Source organism: Paenibacillus spongiae, from assembly GCF_024734895.1.
Classification (GTDB): domain Bacteria; phylum Bacillota; class Bacilli; order Paenibacillales; family Paenibacillaceae; genus Paenibacillus_Z; species Paenibacillus_Z spongiae.
In genome coordinates this window covers 7438490-7457093 of the sequence record NZ_CP091430.1, presented here as the reverse complement: position 1 = coordinate 7457093, position 18604 = coordinate 7438490, and the positions used below count along the sequence as shown (strand labels likewise).

The 18604-nt window shown below is 56.6% G+C and carries 14 protein-coding genes; 13 read left to right on the top strand and 1 reads right to left on the bottom strand.

From position 1 onward, the window contains the following. Nucleotides 1-57: 57 nt before the first annotated feature. The 4 genes from L1F29_RS33435 to L1F29_RS33420 all read left to right on the top strand — a co-directional run bounded on the left by L1F29_RS33435 (nt 58) and on the right by L1F29_RS33420 (nt 3287). Nucleotides 58-747 carry an ankyrin repeat domain-containing protein gene (locus L1F29_RS33435; protein ID WP_258386266.1) on the top strand — a complete coding sequence of 230 codons (690 nt, stop codon included), beginning with the start codon at nt 58-60 and terminating at the stop codon, nt 745-747. A 332-nt stretch (nt 748-1079) separates the two neighbouring features. Further along, nucleotides 1080-1598 (top strand): DinB family protein, encoded by a 519-nt coding sequence (locus L1F29_RS33430; RefSeq protein ID WP_258386265.1) that lies wholly within the window; start codon nt 1080-1082, stop codon nt 1596-1598. Nucleotides 1599-1656: 58 nt separating this feature from the next. After that, nucleotides 1657-2427 (top strand): AAC(3) family N-acetyltransferase, encoded by a 771-nt coding sequence (locus tag L1F29_RS33425; protein ID WP_258386264.1) that lies wholly within the window; start codon nt 1657-1659, stop codon nt 2425-2427. Continuing rightward, nucleotides 2424-3287: a metallophosphoesterase family protein gene (locus tag L1F29_RS33420; protein WP_258386263.1), complete on the top strand. Its 864-nt coding sequence runs from the start codon at nt 2424-2426 to the stop codon at nt 3285-3287. Before L1F29_RS33425 ends, L1F29_RS33420 begins: the two co-directional genes overlap by 4 nt. Before the next feature lie 207 nt (nt 3288-3494). Here L1F29_RS33420 and L1F29_RS33415 read toward each other — a convergent pair whose 3' ends face one another. Beyond that, nucleotides 3495-4598, bottom strand: coding sequence for a PdaC/SigV domain-containing protein (locus L1F29_RS33415; protein WP_258386262.1), 1104 nt, complete (start codon nt 4596-4598; stop codon nt 3495-3497). Nucleotides 4599-5256: 658 nt separating this feature from the next. Between L1F29_RS33415 and L1F29_RS33410 the strand changes: the two genes are divergently transcribed. The 9 genes from L1F29_RS33410 to L1F29_RS33370 all read left to right on the top strand — a co-directional run bounded on the left by L1F29_RS33410 (nt 5257) and on the right by L1F29_RS33370 (nt 18536). Further along, nucleotides 5257-6042, top strand: a complete 786-nt coding sequence (locus tag L1F29_RS33410; protein ID WP_258386261.1) for a hypothetical protein — start codon at nt 5257-5259, stop codon at nt 6040-6042. Nucleotides 6043-6062: 20 nt separating this feature from the next. Further along, the gene (locus L1F29_RS33405; RefSeq protein WP_258386260.1) at nt 6063-7178 is read left to right on the top strand and encodes an ABC transporter ATP-binding protein; all 1116 of its coding nucleotides are present in this window, start codon (nt 6063-6065) and stop codon (nt 7176-7178) included. Between the two features lie 13 nt (nt 7179-7191). Next, on the top strand, nt 7192-10179 hold the full coding sequence (locus L1F29_RS33400) for an extracellular solute-binding protein (RefSeq protein WP_258386259.1): 2988 nt from the start codon (nt 7192-7194) through the stop codon (nt 10177-10179). Between the two features lie 118 nt (nt 10180-10297). Continuing rightward, the gene (locus L1F29_RS33395) at nt 10298-11155 is read left to right on the top strand and encodes a carbohydrate ABC transporter permease (protein ID WP_258389894.1); all 858 of its coding nucleotides are present in this window, start codon (nt 10298-10300) and stop codon (nt 11153-11155) included. Nucleotides 11156-11229: 74 nt separating this feature from the next. Then, entirely contained in the window at nt 11230-12066 is an 837-nt protein-coding gene (locus L1F29_RS33390) for a carbohydrate ABC transporter permease (protein ID WP_258389893.1), read from the top strand. Nucleotides 12067-12091: 25 nt separating this feature from the next. Continuing rightward, nucleotides 12092-14257 (top strand): YIP1 family protein, encoded by a 2166-nt coding sequence (locus L1F29_RS33385; protein WP_258386258.1) that lies wholly within the window; start codon nt 12092-12094, stop codon nt 14255-14257. Further along, nucleotides 14254-16695: a DUF5696 domain-containing protein gene (locus tag L1F29_RS33380; protein WP_258386257.1), complete on the top strand. Its 2442-nt coding sequence runs from the start codon at nt 14254-14256 to the stop codon at nt 16693-16695. Before L1F29_RS33385 ends, L1F29_RS33380 begins: the two co-directional genes overlap by 4 nt. A gap of 1 nt (nt 16696) precedes the next feature. Continuing rightward, nucleotides 16697-17560, top strand: coding sequence for a carbohydrate ABC transporter permease (locus L1F29_RS33375; RefSeq protein ID WP_258386256.1), 864 nt, complete (start codon nt 16697-16699; stop codon nt 17558-17560). Between the two features lie 13 nt (nt 17561-17573). Beyond that, nucleotides 17574-18536: a carbohydrate ABC transporter permease gene (locus L1F29_RS33370; protein ID WP_258386255.1), complete on the top strand. Its 963-nt coding sequence runs from the start codon at nt 17574-17576 to the stop codon at nt 18534-18536. Nucleotides 18537-18604 lie beyond the last annotated feature (68 nt).

The window sequence follows — 18604 nt, the reverse complement described above, 5'->3', positions numbered from 1 at the left end:
GCTTATACTGAAGCGGTTCCCCAAGATAAGATCAGCAAGCTAAAGGTGGAGATTATCATGAGGAAATGGCTGATGCTGGCACTAGGCTGCATATTCGTCCTTCAGGGCTGTGTCTCGAACGACAGGAAAGAGCCGGAAAGACAGGAGGTACCTATGGATAAACAACTTATTCAAGCATCTGAGCGCGGCGAGATCGAAACGATCGCCAAGCTGATTCAAGAAGGCGCCAATGTCAATGCACAGGATGCTAAGGGAAGAACCGCAACGATGATCGCGACATACAATAACGATGCCGCGACGGTGAAAGTCCTGATTGAAGCGGGTGCGGATGTGAACATCCAGGACGATATGAAGAACAGCCCCTTCCTGTATGCGGGTGCCGAAGGGTACTTGGAAATCCTGAAGCTTACCATCGGCGCGGGCGCGGATCCTTCGATTACGAACCGGTATGGAGGAACGGCCCTGATCCCTGCCTCGGAGCACGGTTATGTGGATGTGGTCAAGGAGCTTCTCACGAATACGGATATCAATGTCAACCACATCAACAACCTGGGCTGGACAGCTCTGATGGAAGCCGTCATCTTGAATGACGGCGGCGAGAAACAGCAGCAAACGGTGCAATTGCTTATTGATCATGGTGCGGATGTGAACATCCCGGACAACAATAAGGTAACGCCCTTGCAGCATGCGCAAGTGAAGGGCTTCAAAGAGATTGAACAAATCCTGCTGAAAGCAGGAGCTAAATAGCGTGTTATGGAATATAAGAGGGGAAGTTTCCGCATGAGAAATCGGCGGGGGCTTCCCCTCTATTACTTTTGTTGCTTGCCGTAAATCGTGCTGCGGTGACTTTGGACTGGGCGTCGGCCTACGCGTGATCAACGTCATGCCACACCCCGAGCTGGAAGCTGCGTGCAGTGCGAATAGAGTCTGCTGGATTCTCATTGCTCAACTCTAATGCTTGGGATAAACTTGTATCTGCGTATATCCTTTTTTGTATCATTATGTATGCTTTGGTTTGTATCATACTGGCTTTACACGCATTGGAGAGACGTCCAAGCCATTTCTAACGGGAGGTTGCTATGAATACAAGACCGGAGCCGGATGAATACCTGCCGGCAGCAGAGCGATACATTCAGTTGGTGCCTAACGGGAATTTGATCGAAATCATGCGCTCCCAGCTCGCCCAATCGCTGTATATGCTGAAGGATTTGTCGGACGAACAGGCCATGTACCGCTACGCCGAGGGCAAGTGGTCCCTCAAAACGGTTGTCGGACATATTGCCGATGTCGAGCGCTTATGGAATTATCGCATTCTTCGGATCGCACGCGGCGATGCACGGGAGCTGGCGGGTTATGACCGCGACACCTTCGCAGAGCTGGCGCCCTTCGAGCATCTCTCCTTGGCCGAAGTGCTGCACGATCTGTCGGCGGTCCGCGAATCGACGCTAACGCTTATCGGTCATCTAGAGGAGGAAGCTCTTCTGCGCCGGGGGGAGTTCAATGGCCACCCCTTGTCCGCACGCGCCGCCGCATTCGTTATCGCGGGTCATGAAAGGCATCATATGAATGTGATTAAAACGAAATATCTATCGTTGTAGGGCATGAATCGATATGAGTGGAACGAATGAAGGACATACACGTTAGGGGGTACTTCGCTTGCATACGAAGACAAGCTTGATGCGGCAGCTGGAGAACGCGGGAATTGAACGGACAGGGACCTTGCTGGTGCATTCATCCATGAAAAGCATCGGAGATGTGGAGGGTGGAGCCGACACAGTCCTGGATGCGCTATCGGAATATATGCAGGATGGACTGCTCGTTCTGCCGACGCATACCTGGTCCTATATTAATGCGGACAACCCTGTATTCGATGTGGAGACCTCGCCTGTCTGCGTAGGCATATTGCCGGAGCTGTTCCGTCAGCGGCCCGGAGTGCTGCGTTCGAACCATCCGACGCACTCGGTAGCCGCTTTGGGCAAGGACGCGGCTTCCTTCATCGAAGGAGCCGAACGTTACGATACTCCCTGTCACCGGCTATCCGCTTGGGGGAAGCTCCTTGACCGAAAGGCAACGATATTGCTGGTAGGCGTCGATCAGCGCAGGAATACGTTCATTCACGGTATTGAGGAATGGATGGACATCCCGGGAAGATTAACCGACGGCCACCAGCAGCTGTATACGGTGCTAAGCAGCGGGAGTAAGATATCGGTGCCGTCGCGAAGACATCACGGGCTGTCATGGTCCGAGCATTTCTGGAAAGTGGAGAAGCTGCTCGAGCAGCAGGGCGCCATCTACCGCGAGCCGTTCGGCGATGCTCCGACGTGGGTGTGCGATACGGTGAGATTGATGGAGATCCTCTCCGGTATGCTGCGGGATAACCCTGATTTATTCTCGGATAATGAACCATTAAAGGAGGAAGTCCGATGAGCTCTTCCGCATTCAAACCGCTGGAGACGGTGATCCGTATTCCGGGGCTGCAGCGCAAGCTGACCATTATGCAAATTACGGACAGTCATCTGACGGAAGCCGATGAACGGGATGACGACAGGGTGCGGGAGCTGGCTGCCGGGAGAACGGATGTCTTTCGCCGGAGCGGATCTCCAGGCACGCTCCAGTTACTAGCAGAGCAAGTGCGGCTTAGCAATGAACTGCAGGTGGATTACACCGTCTTTACCGGCGATATCATTGACTTTCCTACAGAGGCCAATTTCGATCAGATGGACCGGATTTACAGCGGACTGAGCTCACCTTACCTGTATACGGTGGGCAATCATGATTGGAATTTCCCATTCACCGGCGAACGCGATGAAGTTCGGACGGAGGCTTATCCGAAATTCAGCAAGTGGGCGAAGCATGTGCCGGGCTGCGAAATCGGGGAGCTGGACGGGGTTACGATCATTGCGGTCGATAACAGCACGTATCAGTTGAAGGCGGAGCAAGTTAAGCGGATCCAGGAGATCGCGGATCAGGGGCCTTGCCTGTTGTTCATGCACATTCCGGTTGCGATTCCCAGCCTCATTCCCGATGTGGTCTCGGTATGGCGGGCGCCAATCGTGATGGGAGCCGATGAGCAGGACCTGGAACGGCATAACGCAGCCGACCTTATGGCAACCGAGAGCACCGCTTCCTTCTGCCGGTGGGTGAATGAGAGCGACTCCGTATATGGTGTATTCTGCGGCCATGTACACTTTCCTCATCAGGACGCCTTCTCTACCGGGAGGCATCAATATGTGACGCCGCCGGGCTTCGAAGGCGGGTGCAGATTGATTACTCTACTGCCGGGTTGAGGCCCGAGAGACAGCAGCGGAGATGCGGCAGCTGGAAGACCGAAGAAGGGCGTAACAGCCTCGGAGTCGTGTGCCGCGACCGGTGAACTGTAGCTGTAAGACCGCAAAAGGGCGTTACAGCCCGCCGAACCGGTGGTATCATCCCAAACCAAAAAAGCGCCCAAGACCGCGTGAAGTCTTGGGCGCTTTTGTGCGTATCACATGAAGTTACTGAACTGCAGCGAAGGGATTCGCGCCCTTCGGCAGCAATTCGCCAAAAGTAAATGTATACGTAGGGAAGCCGGCTGCATAAGGCGCAATTTCATACTGCTGGTAGAAGATGGCCAGACCGCCTTCTTTGACGTAGAAGTCAGGCTTATCCTTCAGCCCGACGGCTTCGACCTCGAAGGGTTCCTTCTTCATCTTCTCCTTCAGCTTGCTGTCTAGTGTCTGCTTATAGTTCGGAGCCGACTTCAGCAGGTCGCCCAATTCGATCTGCTTTCCGTCCTTAAGCGAGAACGTAAGCCCTTCGCGCACGGTAATGCCATGGGCTCCGCCTGTGTAGCTGTATTGATCGATTACGATGCTGAGCACGCCTTCCCGGTTGAAGGTCACCGCATAGTTTTGCTGAAACCCATACTTCCTCTCCACTTTGCCGTCTCTCTGACCGGCCTGCTTCTCGCTGGCCGCTGCGAAACTCTCCGCTTTCTGCTTGAGCACGGCATTGATGGCCTGCTGTGCTTCCTCTGTCAGACCGCTAACGTGCGGGTAGCCAATTACAATAGAGGCGTTGTTATTGCTTTTGTCGAGCGATTCCGACGTAATCCGAATATCGTTCATGACCCGTTTGCTGATGTCGAGCGATTTCTGGGCAGGATTGTACACCCCTTGGAAGCCCAAATAATCATTCAACAGCTTAAATGGCACATACAAGCGACCGTCCATAATCTTGGCTTCGTCGCTCGTATTGCTGTACAAATAATATCCGTTCAGGTTCGTTGCCACGCCGTACTCCGAAACCTCCAGATTGAGCTTCGTAGAACCGGTACCTGCCGTGTACGTTCGCGTGACGGAATTATAGCTGATCGAGTAGCCGAACGTATCCCGCAGAACCGTAAGTGGAATCATCGTATTGCCATTCAGTGCCTTCCCCTGCTGGGACAACGTCTTCCCATTATATTTCAGTACGACGGAAGGCTGCTGCGCGCTCTGCTTCGCAGCGGTTGAAGCTGCGGAAGCGGCGTATGTAGAAGTCGCTTCCGTGAGACTTGTCCCTCCAAGCAGTATGCTGGCGGCCAATACGGCTGAGCTCCATTTCATCCCTTTGTTCATGATGATTCTCCTCTCCAAAATTTCTCCAAATCTCAACAGCCCATGTCGATTCATTATTCACATAGAATGGTTTACGTAGCACCTATTTCTAATTATACATAGGGGGTTAGAGATAGGTTTACAAACCAGTTACAAGTTATTACCCGGATGAGGTATGACCGGATCAACCATTTATACTGCAAAGGCGTGAAGCTGCAAGTCATTGTTTCGAAGGTGATCGGCGTTCACCGGTTTCCGACAAGGCGGCCGTTCAAGCCGGCAATCGGAAGAGGCCTTTAGGGCCTCTTTTTAAGCTTATTGAATGTAAGACGTTTCACGCGTGCAAATTTCGATAAGGTCTATGGAAGAAACCACCTTCCTCATCAAGGACGGTCCAAGCTGTTTCAACAGGTGTCCGATTTGCTTGATCAAACGGGGGTCAACATGGCGGAAACCGCGCCGCTCCAAGCCGCAGACGAAAAATGATAGGCGAATGGAAAAAGGTTATATGCTGCGGCATCGCGTTCGATTGCCGTTCATTGCCGTGTGCGGACGGCGGTTCCGGTCAATCTTACGAATTGATAGGCAAGCGAATTTTAAATCTTGTTGGGCCTCGGAACGCGGATATACAATGGCCTCACATTCAAGCCGCATGCCGGCAAGGAAAGGGGATGGAGCGTTGCTTGCAGCGTTTCGAACATTAAATCGTCATCCGGGCCTTGCGATATACCCGATTGCGCTCGACTTCTTCGGCTTTGTCCTGGGCGTGCTGCTCATCGGTTTCGGCGGCGATTCCGGGTTGTCGTTTCAGATCGTTCTCGGAATGGGATTGCCTTCGGTTCATCACGCGCTGGATGCCCCCTTGTTCGCGAACGGGATGAATCTGCTCGGCTCGACCGTCAAGCCCGCCTATGCGCTCCCGATTGTGGCAGCGATGCTGCTCCTATCGGCCTTCGCGCAAGGGGGATATATCGCGGCGCTGCGGCAGATCGCGGAGGGGAAGCGGGTCGCCTTCACGCAATATCTGCGATATGGAAGAGACTATTGGCTTCGCTTCGCCTTGTTTAACGCGATCGTGTACCTCGGCAAGATGAGCTGCGTCATGATCGGCGCGATTCTATTCGCGAATATCGGACCGGCGGCCGCGTTCATTCTATTCGTCATCTTGAGGGTCTTATACGCGTATGCGGAATTTACGCTCATCGTCGATAATGCGCGGTTGGTCGAGGCCTTCCGGAACAGCTTCCGCTATATGAAGCAATGCTTCGTTCCGACCGTCTTGACAATGTCGGTCATGTTCGCCGCGGCAGGCTTGATCGGCATGCTGGTTCAGTGGGCATGGACGCCGGCCGTCGTCGCGCTTGGCATCGTCGTTTACGGTTACGTCATGAGCGGCATTCAATTGTCCTTGATGCTTCTTCTACAGCAGGCGCGCCAAGATCACGTGTCCTACATGCATATGTAAACAAACGGAGGGATTTCATCGTGGCCAGCATTTCATTTCATCATGTCTATAAGAAATACGGCAATAAAGATACCGCGGTCGACGACTTCCATCTTTCTGTCGAAGACAAGGAATTCGTGGTGCTGGTCGGGCCGTCCGGCTGCGGAAAATCCACGACGCTGCGGATGCTCGCCGGGCTCGAAGACATTTCGGAGGGCGAGATCTTCATCGGCGACAAGAAGGTAAATCCCATTCCGCCCAAGGACCGGGACATATCGATGGTGTTTCAGAACTATGCGCTGTATCCGAATATGAGCGTTTACGAGAACATCGCCTTCGGGCTCAGGCTTCGCAAGCTGCCCAAGCACGAGATCGATTTGGCGGTGAAACGGGCCGCGCGCGTGCTTGAGATTGGGAACTACCTGAACCGGAAGCCGCGCGAGCTGTCCGGCGGCCAGCGCCAGCGGGTGGCTCTCGGCAGGGCGATCGTCCGGACGCCGCAGGTGTTCCTGATGGACGAACCGCTCTCCAACCTCGACGCCAAGCTCCGCGTGCAGATGCGCACGGAGATCATCGGCCTGCAGCGAAAAATCGGTGTCACGACCATCTATGTCACGCACGATCAGATTGAGGCGATGACGATGGGCGACCGCGTGGTCGTCATGAATCGCGGGGTTATTCAGCAGGTTGCCACGCCGGAGACGATCTATAACCGTCCCGTGAACATGTTCGTCGCCGGTTTTATCGGCAATCCGCCCATGAACTTCATCGAGGGCAAGCTGGAGGAGAACGAAGGGGAGCTTGAATTCGGCACGAGCCGGTTCTCGCTCAGGCTGACGCCGAAGCAGGCCGCGCAGCTGAGAGAGCATAATCTGATCGATCGCACGGTGATCATGGGCATCCGCGCCGAGCATATGAGCTTCGACGACAGCCGCCGCGAGGCTGCTCCCCGCTGCGTGATTTCCGGAGCGATAAGGCTCGACGAATTTATCGGCTCCGACCGGTTCTATCATCTGGACATCAAGAAGGAGAAGAACTTGATCGTCCGTGCCCAGGATCATGTCCGGTTCGATGACCGTTCGAACGTATCCGCGGCCGTCAACATGGAGAAGGCGTTGTTTTTCAGTAAAGATACGGAACTGCTGTTAACCGATTAAGGAGGGCCCCGCAGTGAACCAACGCAGGAAACGCATCATCGGAAAACGCGGCGCTGCCGCATTGCTCCTCGCCTTGCTGATGGCGCTATCGGTCTCCTCGGGCGCCGGCGTCGGCCCGGATATGACGCACGCGGAATCGGCCGCAGCAGGCGAAAGTAAGGGGGAGCAGTCCCTTACGGAGGACATGGAGCTGGGACCGTACTATTCGGAAACAGCGGAGAATTGGAAAAGTGAAGGCGTCGCGGCGGGAACCGAAACCATTCGCATATCCGCCGCGCAGTTCGCGCGAAAGTCGGCGGAGGCGGACGCCGTTGCCGGCACTTATCAAGGGAAGAGCGGCGTCTTGATCTGGCAAAGCCAGAAAGGCTGGGTCGAATACGAGGTGAGCGTAGGGGAAGACGGTCTCTACGAGATGGCGGCCGATTATTATCCGCTCGCCGCAGAACATGGCGGGAGCCGGCAACCGGTCATTCTGGCGGCCCGGATCAATGGCGGTTTTCCGTTCCGGGAGGCGCGCTCAATGGCATTCGACCGCGCATTCCGGGACGTGCTTCCCGCGAAGCGCGACGCGGCGGGCAACGAAATGCGCGCGCAGATCGCCGAAATCGGCGGCTGGAAGACGAAGCCGTTCACGGATTCCGACGGTGCTTACGAGAGGCCGCTCCTGTGGCGCTTGAACAAAGGCGTCAACCGGATCCGCATTGAAGCGATACGCGAGCCGTTCGCGCTCGAAGCGATCACGCTGAAGCCGCAGGAGGCCGTCCCTGCTTACGAAGAGGCGAAACGGGCGTATCCGGCCGATGCTGGGCAAGGCGGTACAGTCGTAGTCGCGGAAGGGGAGAATGCCAGCGCCAAGTCGTCTCCTGCGATACAGAACATGTACGACCGCGACCCGCGGACATCGCCGCGGGCACTGAAAACAATCGCCTACAACACGCTGGGCGGCGCCCGTTGGTCGAAGGGAGGCCAGTCGGTATCCTGGGAGATCGAGGTGCCTGACGATGGGCTGTATAAGCTGAACATGCGCGTGAACCAGAACGCAAGCAAGAACAAGTCGGTATTCCGTTCGATCGAGATCGACGGCAAGCTGCCTTTTCAAGAAATGGCGAGCTATTTGTTCCCCTACTCAAGCAAGTGGCAGGGCCTCTCGATAGCGGACGAACGCGGTGAGCCGTACGCCTTTTATCTGACGAAAGGCAAACATACGCTCACGATGACGGCCAACTACGATCCGTATACGCCCGTCATCGCCCGCATGAACCGGGCGTCGAAGGAGCTGCGCGCGATCGTGCTCGAAATTCGCACGATGACGGGCAATCGGGAGGACAAATACCGGGTTTGGGACGTGGAGCGGGACATGCCGGGGATCACGGAGCGGCTTCGGTCGCTGCACGGTCAGGTGGATGATCTGGTCGAGCGGATGAAACAGATTAACCGTGAGGTGGACGATGTGGCGCAATCGCTTCGGATCGCTGCGAAAGACCTGGACTCGCTGCTTCGCCGCCCGAACAAGATTCCTTATTCGATAACGACGCTCGGCGCCGTCCAAGAAACGCTCGAGTCGAAGAAGGCGGATCTCGCGGCAAGCTCTCTGCAGGTAGACCGGATTTATGTCTCTTCTTACGGAGCGGAGCTTCCGCGCATGACCGCGAACGCGCTGGAAAAGGCGAAGGGGATCTTCAGCTCGCTCGCATATTCGTTCCGTAACGAGGAAAGCTTCGAGACGGGCTCGGAGAACGTGCTGAACGTCTGGATGGTTTACGGGCGCGACTACGTCAACGAGCTGCAGCAGCTCTCGGACGAGCGGTTCACGCCCGAAACGGGAATCAAGGTGAAGATCAATCTGGTCCCCAGCGCGGATATGCTAATTCTGGCCAACGCGGCCGGCATGATGCCGGATGTCGCGCTTGGTGTTCCGGCGAATTTCCCGTTCGACATGGCGCTGCGGAACGCGGCGCTCGATTTGAGCAAGCTGCCCGGCGCGGACGAGTTGTTCGCACGGTACCACCCCGGCACGCTTCTGCCGTTTTACTACGACGGGGGGTATTACGGCCTGCCGGAGACGATCAACTTCAAGGTGCTGTTTTACCGGAAGGATATCCTCCGACAGCTGAAATTGAACGTCCCCGATACGTGGGACGACGTGAACAAGATGCTGCCGACGCTGCTGCAGAACCAGTACAACTTTTACATGGATCCGGCGGATTTCACGCCGATGTTCTTCCAGAGCGGCGTCGAGCTTTACTCTCAGGACGGTACGACGACGGGGCTGGATTCGCCCGAGTCGTTCGCTTCGTTTAAGACCTGGACCGATTTCTACAACAAACGGGGTCTCGACCGCGTCGTCCAAAGCTTCTACAACCGGTTCCGCAGCGGCGAGATGCCCATCGGAGTGGCCGATTTCAACATGTACATGCAGCTTCTTGTCGCTGCACCGGAAATTACGAACGAGTGGGGCATCGCCCCCGTTCCGGGCACCGTCCAACCGGATGGCAGCATCGTCCGCTGGGCGGGCGGCTCGAACCCGCAGAACGCCATGCTGTTCAAGGCAACGTCGGGCGATCGCCGGGAGAAGGCGTGGCAATTTCTGCAGTGGTACGTATCGACCGAGACGCAGTCGGAGTTCGGCCAAAATCTCGAGCAGTTCTACGGGGAATCGTTCCGGTGGAACTCCGCCAATGTGGAGGCGTTCGCGCGCATGCCGTGGAAACGGGACGACCTGAACGTCATTCTGGAGCAGTGGAAATGGACGAAAGAGATTCCGCAGGTTCCCGGAGGCTACATGACGGCGAGGGAGCTGGGCTTTGCCTGGAACCGGACGGCGGTGGACGCGGTTAATTACCGGCTGTCGCTGGAGAAAGCGATCAAGGAGATCAAGCGCGAGCTGGCCCGCAAGGGGAAGGAATTCCATATCGTCGGCGAAGACGGCGAAATTCTGAAGCCGCTTGACCTTCCCGAAGTGACCGAGCCGTGGAAAGGGGTGGATCAGCTTGTCCGATAACGCGCATCAGCTAGCCCGGCCGCAGCCGGCAACACGCCCGAAGTCTGGCACGGGCAGCGCCCTGAAACGGAACGCGCTCTTGCGGGAAATTTGGAAAAACCGGAAATCGTACGCGTATATGGCGCCGTTCCTGCTCCTGTTCGGCACGTTCATCGTGGTCCCGGTCATCGTCGGCATTCTGCTCGGCTTTACCTATTTCAACTCGATCGAGTTTCCGAAATGGGCGGGCTGGACGAATTACCAGATGCTATTCTCGCAGGACATCATTTTTCTGCAGCATATCATTCCGAATACCTTTAAATTCGCCCTCTTCGTCGGCCCTGTCGGCTATGTTATGGCATTCATGCTGGCATGGCTGATCGCTCAGCTGCCGAGCACCCTCCGGGTATGGTACGCCCTTGCGATGTATACGCCGTCGCTTACCGGAGGTCTCGCCCTGGTGGTCGTCTGGCAGGTCATGTTCACCGGCGACCGGACCGGTTATATTAACAGCTTCCTGCTGAACTGGGGGTTCATCGAGAAGCCGATCCTGTTCACGCAGGATAAGGATTACTTGATGACCATCATGATTGTCGTCTCAATCTGGGCAAGCATGGGCCTTGGCTTCCTAGCGATATTGGCGGGCATTCTGGGCGTCGACAAGCAGCTGTACGAAGCGGCCAGGATCGACGGCATCCGCAGCCGGCTGCAGGAGATCTGGTACATCACGATTCCGATGATGAAGCCGCAGATGCTGTTTGCCGCCGTCATGTCGATCGTAGGCACGCTCAAGTCCGGGGGGATCGGCACCCAATTATCGGGGATGAACCCGACGCCGGACTATGCCGGACAGCTTTTCATGAACCATATCGACGATTACGCGTTCACCCGGCTCGAGCTCGGGTACGCGAGCGCCGTCTCGATGGTGCTGCTGTTCGTGACGATCATCGGCAGCCGTTTTCTATGGTATTTATTCGGTCCGAAAGAAGGTGAGTGAGATTGCAAGCGATCACCCGCGCCAGTAAGGCATTCACACGAAGCTGGTCCCGGTACGGCAGCGACATCCGCGGCATGGACAAGATGCAAATCTGGCTGGTTCTGTCGCTCACGCTGCTGTCCGCGTTCATGCTGCTGCCTCTGGTATACATATTCAACCATGCATTCAAGCCCTTGCACGAGCTGTTTCTGTTTCCGCCTACCTTCTTCGTTGAGCAACCGACGATGCAGAATTTCTACGAGCTGCTCAGTCTGACGGAGAGCGCCGTGCTGCCGGTGACGCGGTATATGTTGAACAGCTTGATCGTGACGGTGCTCAGTACGATCGGCATGGTCGTGCTCGGCGCGCTCTGCGCGTATCCGCTGTCGAAGCATGAATTTCCCGGACGCAAGCTCATCTTCGGCGGCATCTTGCTGTCGCTGATGGTCGCCGTCGAGACGATGGGGATTCCACGATACGTCATCGTCAAGCATCTCGGGCTGATGAACACGTACGCGGGACACGTGCTGCCGCTGCTGGCGCTGCCCGTCGGGGTGTTTCTCCTGAAGCAATTCATGGATCAAGTGCCGAACGAGCTGCTTGAAGCGGCCAAACTGGACGGGGCCTCCGATTTCGGCGTTTTCCGCAGAATCATGCTCCCGTTGGTTACGCCGGCAATGGCCACCATCACGATTCTGGCGTTCCAGACGGCCTGGAACAACGCGGAAACGTCCGCCTTGTTCATGCAAAGCGATGCAATGAAGACGCTGCCGTTCTACATCACCACGCTCACGGCCAATCTGGCCAACAACGTGGCGAGGCAGGGCGCGGCGTCGGCCGCGGCACTCGTCATGTTCATCCCGAATTTGCTCATCTTCATCGCATCGCAGCGGAAGGTAATTGCGACGATGGCGCATTCGGGGATCAAGTAAGCATGGTAAAACGGAGGTTAGACTCATGATCAGGCATGCGTTACGAAAGCAGGCAATCCTCCTCGGCATCATCGCGTCGATCTCGGCGCTCTGGTTTCCAATGCAGGTGCAGGCGGAACCGCCGTACAACACCCTCAGCCGGGACGGATACGGCCGATTGATCTATACGCAAGCGGACTATTATCCGGCCAAAGTGATCGCCAACGATATCTACGTCACCAAGATGAAAGACGGCCGGCAAGTCCGCGAGTATTCGCCGCTGAGCCAACCGCAGGACTTGTTCATCGACAAGAAGGACGACATCTACATCGCGGATACGGGCAACAACCGGATCGTGCGATTGAACCCGGAAGGCCAATTCGTACGGGCGTACGACGTGCCGGAGAGCAAGCTGAACAAGCCGCAGGGCGTGTTCGTCGGCGGTGACGGCGCGATCTACATCGCCGATACGGGGAACCAACGGGTCGTGAAGCTCGATGAGAATGGCCGCATGCTAGGCGAATTCAAGCGCCCGGACTCCGGCTACATGAACGAGACGGTGCAGTATGAACCGACCCGCGTGGTTGTCGATGATAGAGGCTTTCTGTTCGTCACATCGAACGGGAGCTATCAGGGCGTTATTCAGCTCGATCCTGACGGCAATTTCTACGGTTTCTACGGCACGAACCAAACCGAGGTCACTCTGATGGATATCGTCCGAAAAACGTTCTATACCCGGGAGCAGCTCAGCCGCGTGATCCGGACGCTGCCCGAGACGATCACCAATTTGTTCATCGACGGCGAAGGCTACATATATACCGTCTCCGGCGGAAAGGCCGAGCAGGTGAAGAAGCTCAATATCCGCGGGGAAAACTTGTGGAAGGATAAGACGTTCGGGTTCAGAATGCGAAATCGCCAAGCGGAGACCGGGGGGAGCGGCGGAAGCGGCGGTTCGGGAACCGGTCAAACGGATGAGAACGAGAACAAAAGGCGGCTGACGGACGTCACCGTGGACAAGAACGGCAACATGACGATCGTCGACAAGTCGTCGAACGCCGTCATGCGCTATGCCGCGAACGGGAAGATGCTCTTCTTCTGGACCGGTCCCGTCTTGTTCGGCACGCCGCAGCTCGGCATCAGCCAAAGCCCGGCATCCGTTGCGTCCGATTCGAAGAACCGTCTGTTCATCCTGGACGATTCGCAGAATTTGATTCATGTCCTGGAACCGACCGAATTCGGCCTCGTTCTGGAAAGAGCGTACGAACAGCTGCAGGAGGGCAAATACGAGGAGAGCGAAGCCAGCTGGAAGGAAGTGCTGAAGCTCAATGCGCTCTATTCGCCGGCGTACCAGGGATTGGCGGAGGCGGCCTTCCATCGGGAGGATTACCGCGCCGCGCTTCATTACTACAAGATGGCCGGAGACGCCGCGGGCTACTCCGACTCGTTCTGGCAGCTCCGGCTGCAATGGTTCCAGAGCAACTTCTCGTATATGGCGAACGGATTTTTCGCCGTCGCTTTCGTCGCGATCGGGGCGGGAAGAATGCGGGGCAGGCTGCCTTCCTTGCGCAAGCGCAAGCGAGTTCCGGGGAGAAGAGGACTTGAACTGATCGGTCAGCTCAGGCATGCGTTTACGATATTGAGGCATCCGCTCGAAGGCTTTGCCGATTTGCGCTACAGCAAGAAGGGAAGCGGCCTAAGCGCGCTGCTGATCCTCGGCATGACGGCTTGCGTGCTGCTCGTGAAGCAGTTCTACACGAGCTTCACGTTCATCCCGATCCCGGGCAGCGACCGGAGCACGACCTTTCTGACCGTGTTCGGCGTCACATGGCTGACCTGGCTTGTATGCAACTACTTGATCGGCAGCATCACGCAGGGCGAAGCCCGGTTTAAGGACGTGTTCATCGGCAGCTCGTACGCCTTGTTTCCGATCGTGCTGCTCGGTCTGCCTCTGGCGGTCGCTTCGAATGTGATGACGATGAGCGAGAGCTCGATCTATCATTTCATCGAAACGGGGATGTACGTGTGGTGCGGTCTGCTATTCTTCTGGAAAATTCAGGCGACGCAGAACTTCGGCGTCGGGGAGACGATCGTCAACATCCTGCTTACCGGCATTGCCATGATCGTGCTGTGGGTGCTCATCTCGATTACATTTGGGCTGTCTACCGAGGTTCAGGATTTCGTGTACACGATTTATCAGGAGGTGTCCATGTGAGCCGTCAGAACCGAATCAAGCGCGTCCGGCTGATCGCTATCGCCGCGATAGTGGCCGGAATCGCCGCGACGGCCGGTCTAAGCGCCGCCGGCCAAGCGCGTCCGCCTTCGGCCGGCTCGCCGTCAACGGTGAAGGCGGCGTCGAGCGCATCCGATACGAAGGCGAAACCGTCCGTAACGGAGACGAATGCCGAAAGCCGCGAAAGCGCGGCCGCGCCTGCCGCTGCCGCCGGCAGCCAATCAGCCGCGGATAGCCCGGCAACCGCCGACAGCGCATCTCCATTTCCGCGGGACGACGAGTTTGTCCCGGCTGCCGACAGCGCTGTGCTGCAGTTAAGGGCGCATCCGAAGACAGGCCATTTTATCGTGATCGACAAGCGAAACGGCAACGTATTCCGCTCATACCCGGATCCGGAAGGCTGGAATGAGGAGGAGGCCGCCGGCGCATGGAAGACGCATATGCAGTCGGCGCTGCTCGTTCGTTATGTGGAGCTGAACAGCAATCAGAAGAACCAAGTGAAAGATACCAACCTGCTCGATCAGAAGGGCGCCGTCGCCGGCTTCGAGCTGACGGAGGGCGGCTTCAAGCTGACGTTCGCGATGCCGGCGATCGGATTCGCGATCCCGGTCGAGGTCCGGCTCCAGGACGATTTCGTGGAGACGCGCATCGTTGACGAAGGGGTGAAGGACGGGAAGACCAAGGACGAGATGAAGGAATACGAACGAATGCGCAAGAACCAGAAGGACCCGAATGCCCGGATATCCGGCATCCGCTTATATCCGTTTCTCGGCGCGGATACGTCGGATTCGCAGGACGGATATCTGTTCGTGCCGGATGGTCCCGGGATGCTCGTCCGGTTTCAGAACGACCGTCCCAGCACGCAGAGCAACTATTACAACGAGCGCGTGTACGGAGAGGACTGGGCGTTCAGCAACAACCGTTCGCTGTCGATCCGCAAGCCGGTCCGCATGCCGGTATTCGGCATCAAATCCGGCGACCGCGCTATGCTTGCGGTCATACGGGACGGGGCCGAGTACGCCAGCGTCGTAGCGGCGCCTTCGCGATCATTCGGCCCGTACAACTGGATCGCGGCCGAGCACGGCTACCGGTTCCCGTATTTTCAACCGACCAACACGCGCAAGACCGAGGGCTTCCTCGCCTATGCCAAAGACCGGACGGAATCGGGACGCTCCGTACGCTACTACTTCCTAGGCAAAGCGGAAGCCGACTACGTCGGGATGGCGTCCCGTTACCGCAAAGCCTTGCTGGAGGAAGAGGGCATGCGCCCGTTACAGCCCAAAGATGCGAACATCAGCCTGCAGATCGGCTTGCTCGGGGCGGACGAGAAGAAGGGCTTCCTCTTCAACTCGTACATGCCGCTCACGACGACTGAACAAGCGGTGTCCATTATCGACCGATTGACCGGGCAAGGCGTGGCCCGGATGTCGATTCTGTATACCGGCTGGCAGAAGGGCGGAAACAGCGACTATGGGGGCCAGATGAAGGTGGATCACCGGATCGGGGGAAGCGAGGGCATGAAGGAGCTCGCGGCGTACGCTCGCAAGAAGAACGGCACGGTGACGCTGGATGGATCTTTCCTCACGTTCAACAACACAGGCGCGAACGGCTTTCGCAAGAGCCGCGACGGGCTTCGCGACCTCGGATCGGTCATTATCGGCGACAGTTCGTCCCCGAACGGCAGGGCATTAACGTTCGTCAGCCCGCGGTTCAGCGAGAACTACATTCTTCGCGACCTCGACAAGGTGAAGGCGCTCGGCGTGGACGGGATCGCCTTCTCGGGAGCCGTCGGTTCTATGCTGAACAGCGATTACAACGATAAGTATGCCGCGACGCGGCAGCAGGCGATGGACATCCAGGAGACGATCATGCGCAAGACGAAGGAGACGTTCGGACGCGTGGACGTTGCGGACGGCAATTTCTACGCGCTGAAGCACGCTTCGAACATGCTTGGCCTTCAGGACGAGTATTCGTTCGACTTGTTCGCCGACAGTTCGGTGCCGTTCGCCCAAATCGCGCTCCACGGGCTGGTCGGCTATTCTTCGGGGTATGCCAACATGGCGGATAACTACCGGGAATATTTGCTCAAGTCGATTGAATACGGCGCCGTTCCCTCGTTCCTTCTGACGTATGAGCAGTCGCAGTCGCTGCTGAAAACCGTATCGCTCGATCATTTGTACAGCACGTATTATGCCGACTGGGCGGATGACATCTCGAGCGCGTACAAGCGCTTCAACGCAGCGCTCGGCGACGTTCAGGACCAGTTCATCGTCGGTCACCGCCAGCTGGATGACGGCATTCGGGAAACCCGCTATGCAGGCGGCAAGCGGATCGTCGTCAACTACAACGATGAACCGTACCGGATGAACGGACTGGACATACCGGCGAAAGACTTTATCGCGATCGAGGGAGGGAAGTGAAATGCGCAAACTCGTGAGCGCGCTGCGGCTGCGCAACATGGAAACATTGCTTTTCGTCGGACCGTGGCTGCTCGGCTTCTTATTCTTCATGGCATTTCCGCTGTTCTTCTCGATGTACATGAGCTTCCATAAAGTAACGGTTCTGCCGTACCGGTTCAAATACGAATTTAACGGCGTGAACTACTACCGCGAGATCTTGTTCGGCAGCTCGGAGCTGTACGACAAGCTGATACCGTTCTTCCAGGAAATCGTCATCATGGTGCCGGTCATTCTCGTCTTCTCCTTGTTCATCGCGATCATGCTCAATCAGAACTTTCCCGGAAGAGCGTTGTTCCGCGTCGTATTCTTCCTGCCGATCATCTTTACGTCCGGTTACATTTTGACCGAGTTCGTGAACCAGGGGGAGGGGACGCTCGGTTTTCTCGACCGGTTCTCGCTCGGCCAATACTTGAACCAGTTTCTCGGCGACAGCTCCTGGGCGAAGCCCGTGCAGGATGTGCTGAACCGGTTCGTGCTCGTGCTTTGGTATTCCGGCGTGCAGATTCTGAACTTTCTGGCCGGGCGGCAGACGATATCGAAATCCGCCTACGAATCCGCGAGAATCGACGGCGCTTCGCCGTGGGAAGTATTTTGGAAAATTACGCTGCCGGCCATGTCGCCATATATTTTGCTCAACTTGATCTATACCGTGGTCGACATGTTCACATTCCCGTACAACCCCGTCATCGAGCTGATCAATACCGGAAACTATGGCTACAACAGCGCGCTGGCATGGATTTATTTCATTATCATCGTAAGCTTCCTGTCGACCGTCTTGCTGCTCTACAACCGAATCAACAAACATGCGGCGGGAGCCGGAAGGTAAGGAGGTGTTCGAATTGAACGTTATCGTGAACAAGCTCAGGGCCGCGAACAGGTGGACCGGCATCGGCCTTGAGACGCTGAGGTACGCCATTCTCGGCCGGGAAATCAACCGCGGTCTCGTGTTCAAGCTGTTTCTATATTGGATTCTGATCATAACGGCATACATCTATCTGAATCCGGTTATGAAGATGATCGTCAAGATGGTCATGAATGAAAAGGACCTGGTCGACCCGACGGTCGCCTGGATTCCGAACGAGATCTATTGGGGTCATCTGGGAAGCGCGTGGCAAGCGCTCAATTACGCCCAGACGCTCACGATCAGCATGATGGTGTCCGGCTTGGTCGCCGTGTTTCACATCATCACATGCGGACTTATGGGGTACGCGCTCGCCCGGATGTCGTTCCCATTCAAGAAGCTGCTGGTGTTCCTGCTGGTTATGTCGTTCATTATTCCGCCGCAGGTTATCGTGCTGCCGATGATCATCATGTATACGAAGCTGGGGTTTCAGAATCATCTGACTTCGCTCGTCATACCGGCGATATTCGGCTTTGGGATCAAAGGGGCGCTGTTCGTCATCATCTTCCGGCAGTTCTATACGACGCAGCCGAAGGAATTGGAGGAAGCCGCGAAGATCGACGGCGCGAGCGCGTTCCGCTTCTATTGGAGGGTCATGTTCCCGCTCGCGAAGCCGGCCGTGCTGATCGTAGGCATGTTCTCGTTCGTCTGGACGTGGAACGACACGTATTACCCGAGAATGTTCCTGGGTCAGACGGACAATGTGCCGCTTGCCATGCAGATGTCGTTCCTCGATAACAGCATCAAAGCGATGCTGAGTCAGGAAGACGCCGCGCCGGTTCTTATCGAGGCAATCAAGATGTCGGCCAGCTTCCTGACCATCGCTCCGCTGCTGGCGATCTTCTTCTTCGCGCAGCGCTATCTTATGGAGAGCGTGGAGCGCAGCGGGATCGTCGAATAGCCGCATGCGGCAGCCTTTGAAGGGAGTGATGTCCTAGGAGCGTTGGCTGAGCAGAGAGAAGAAGCGAA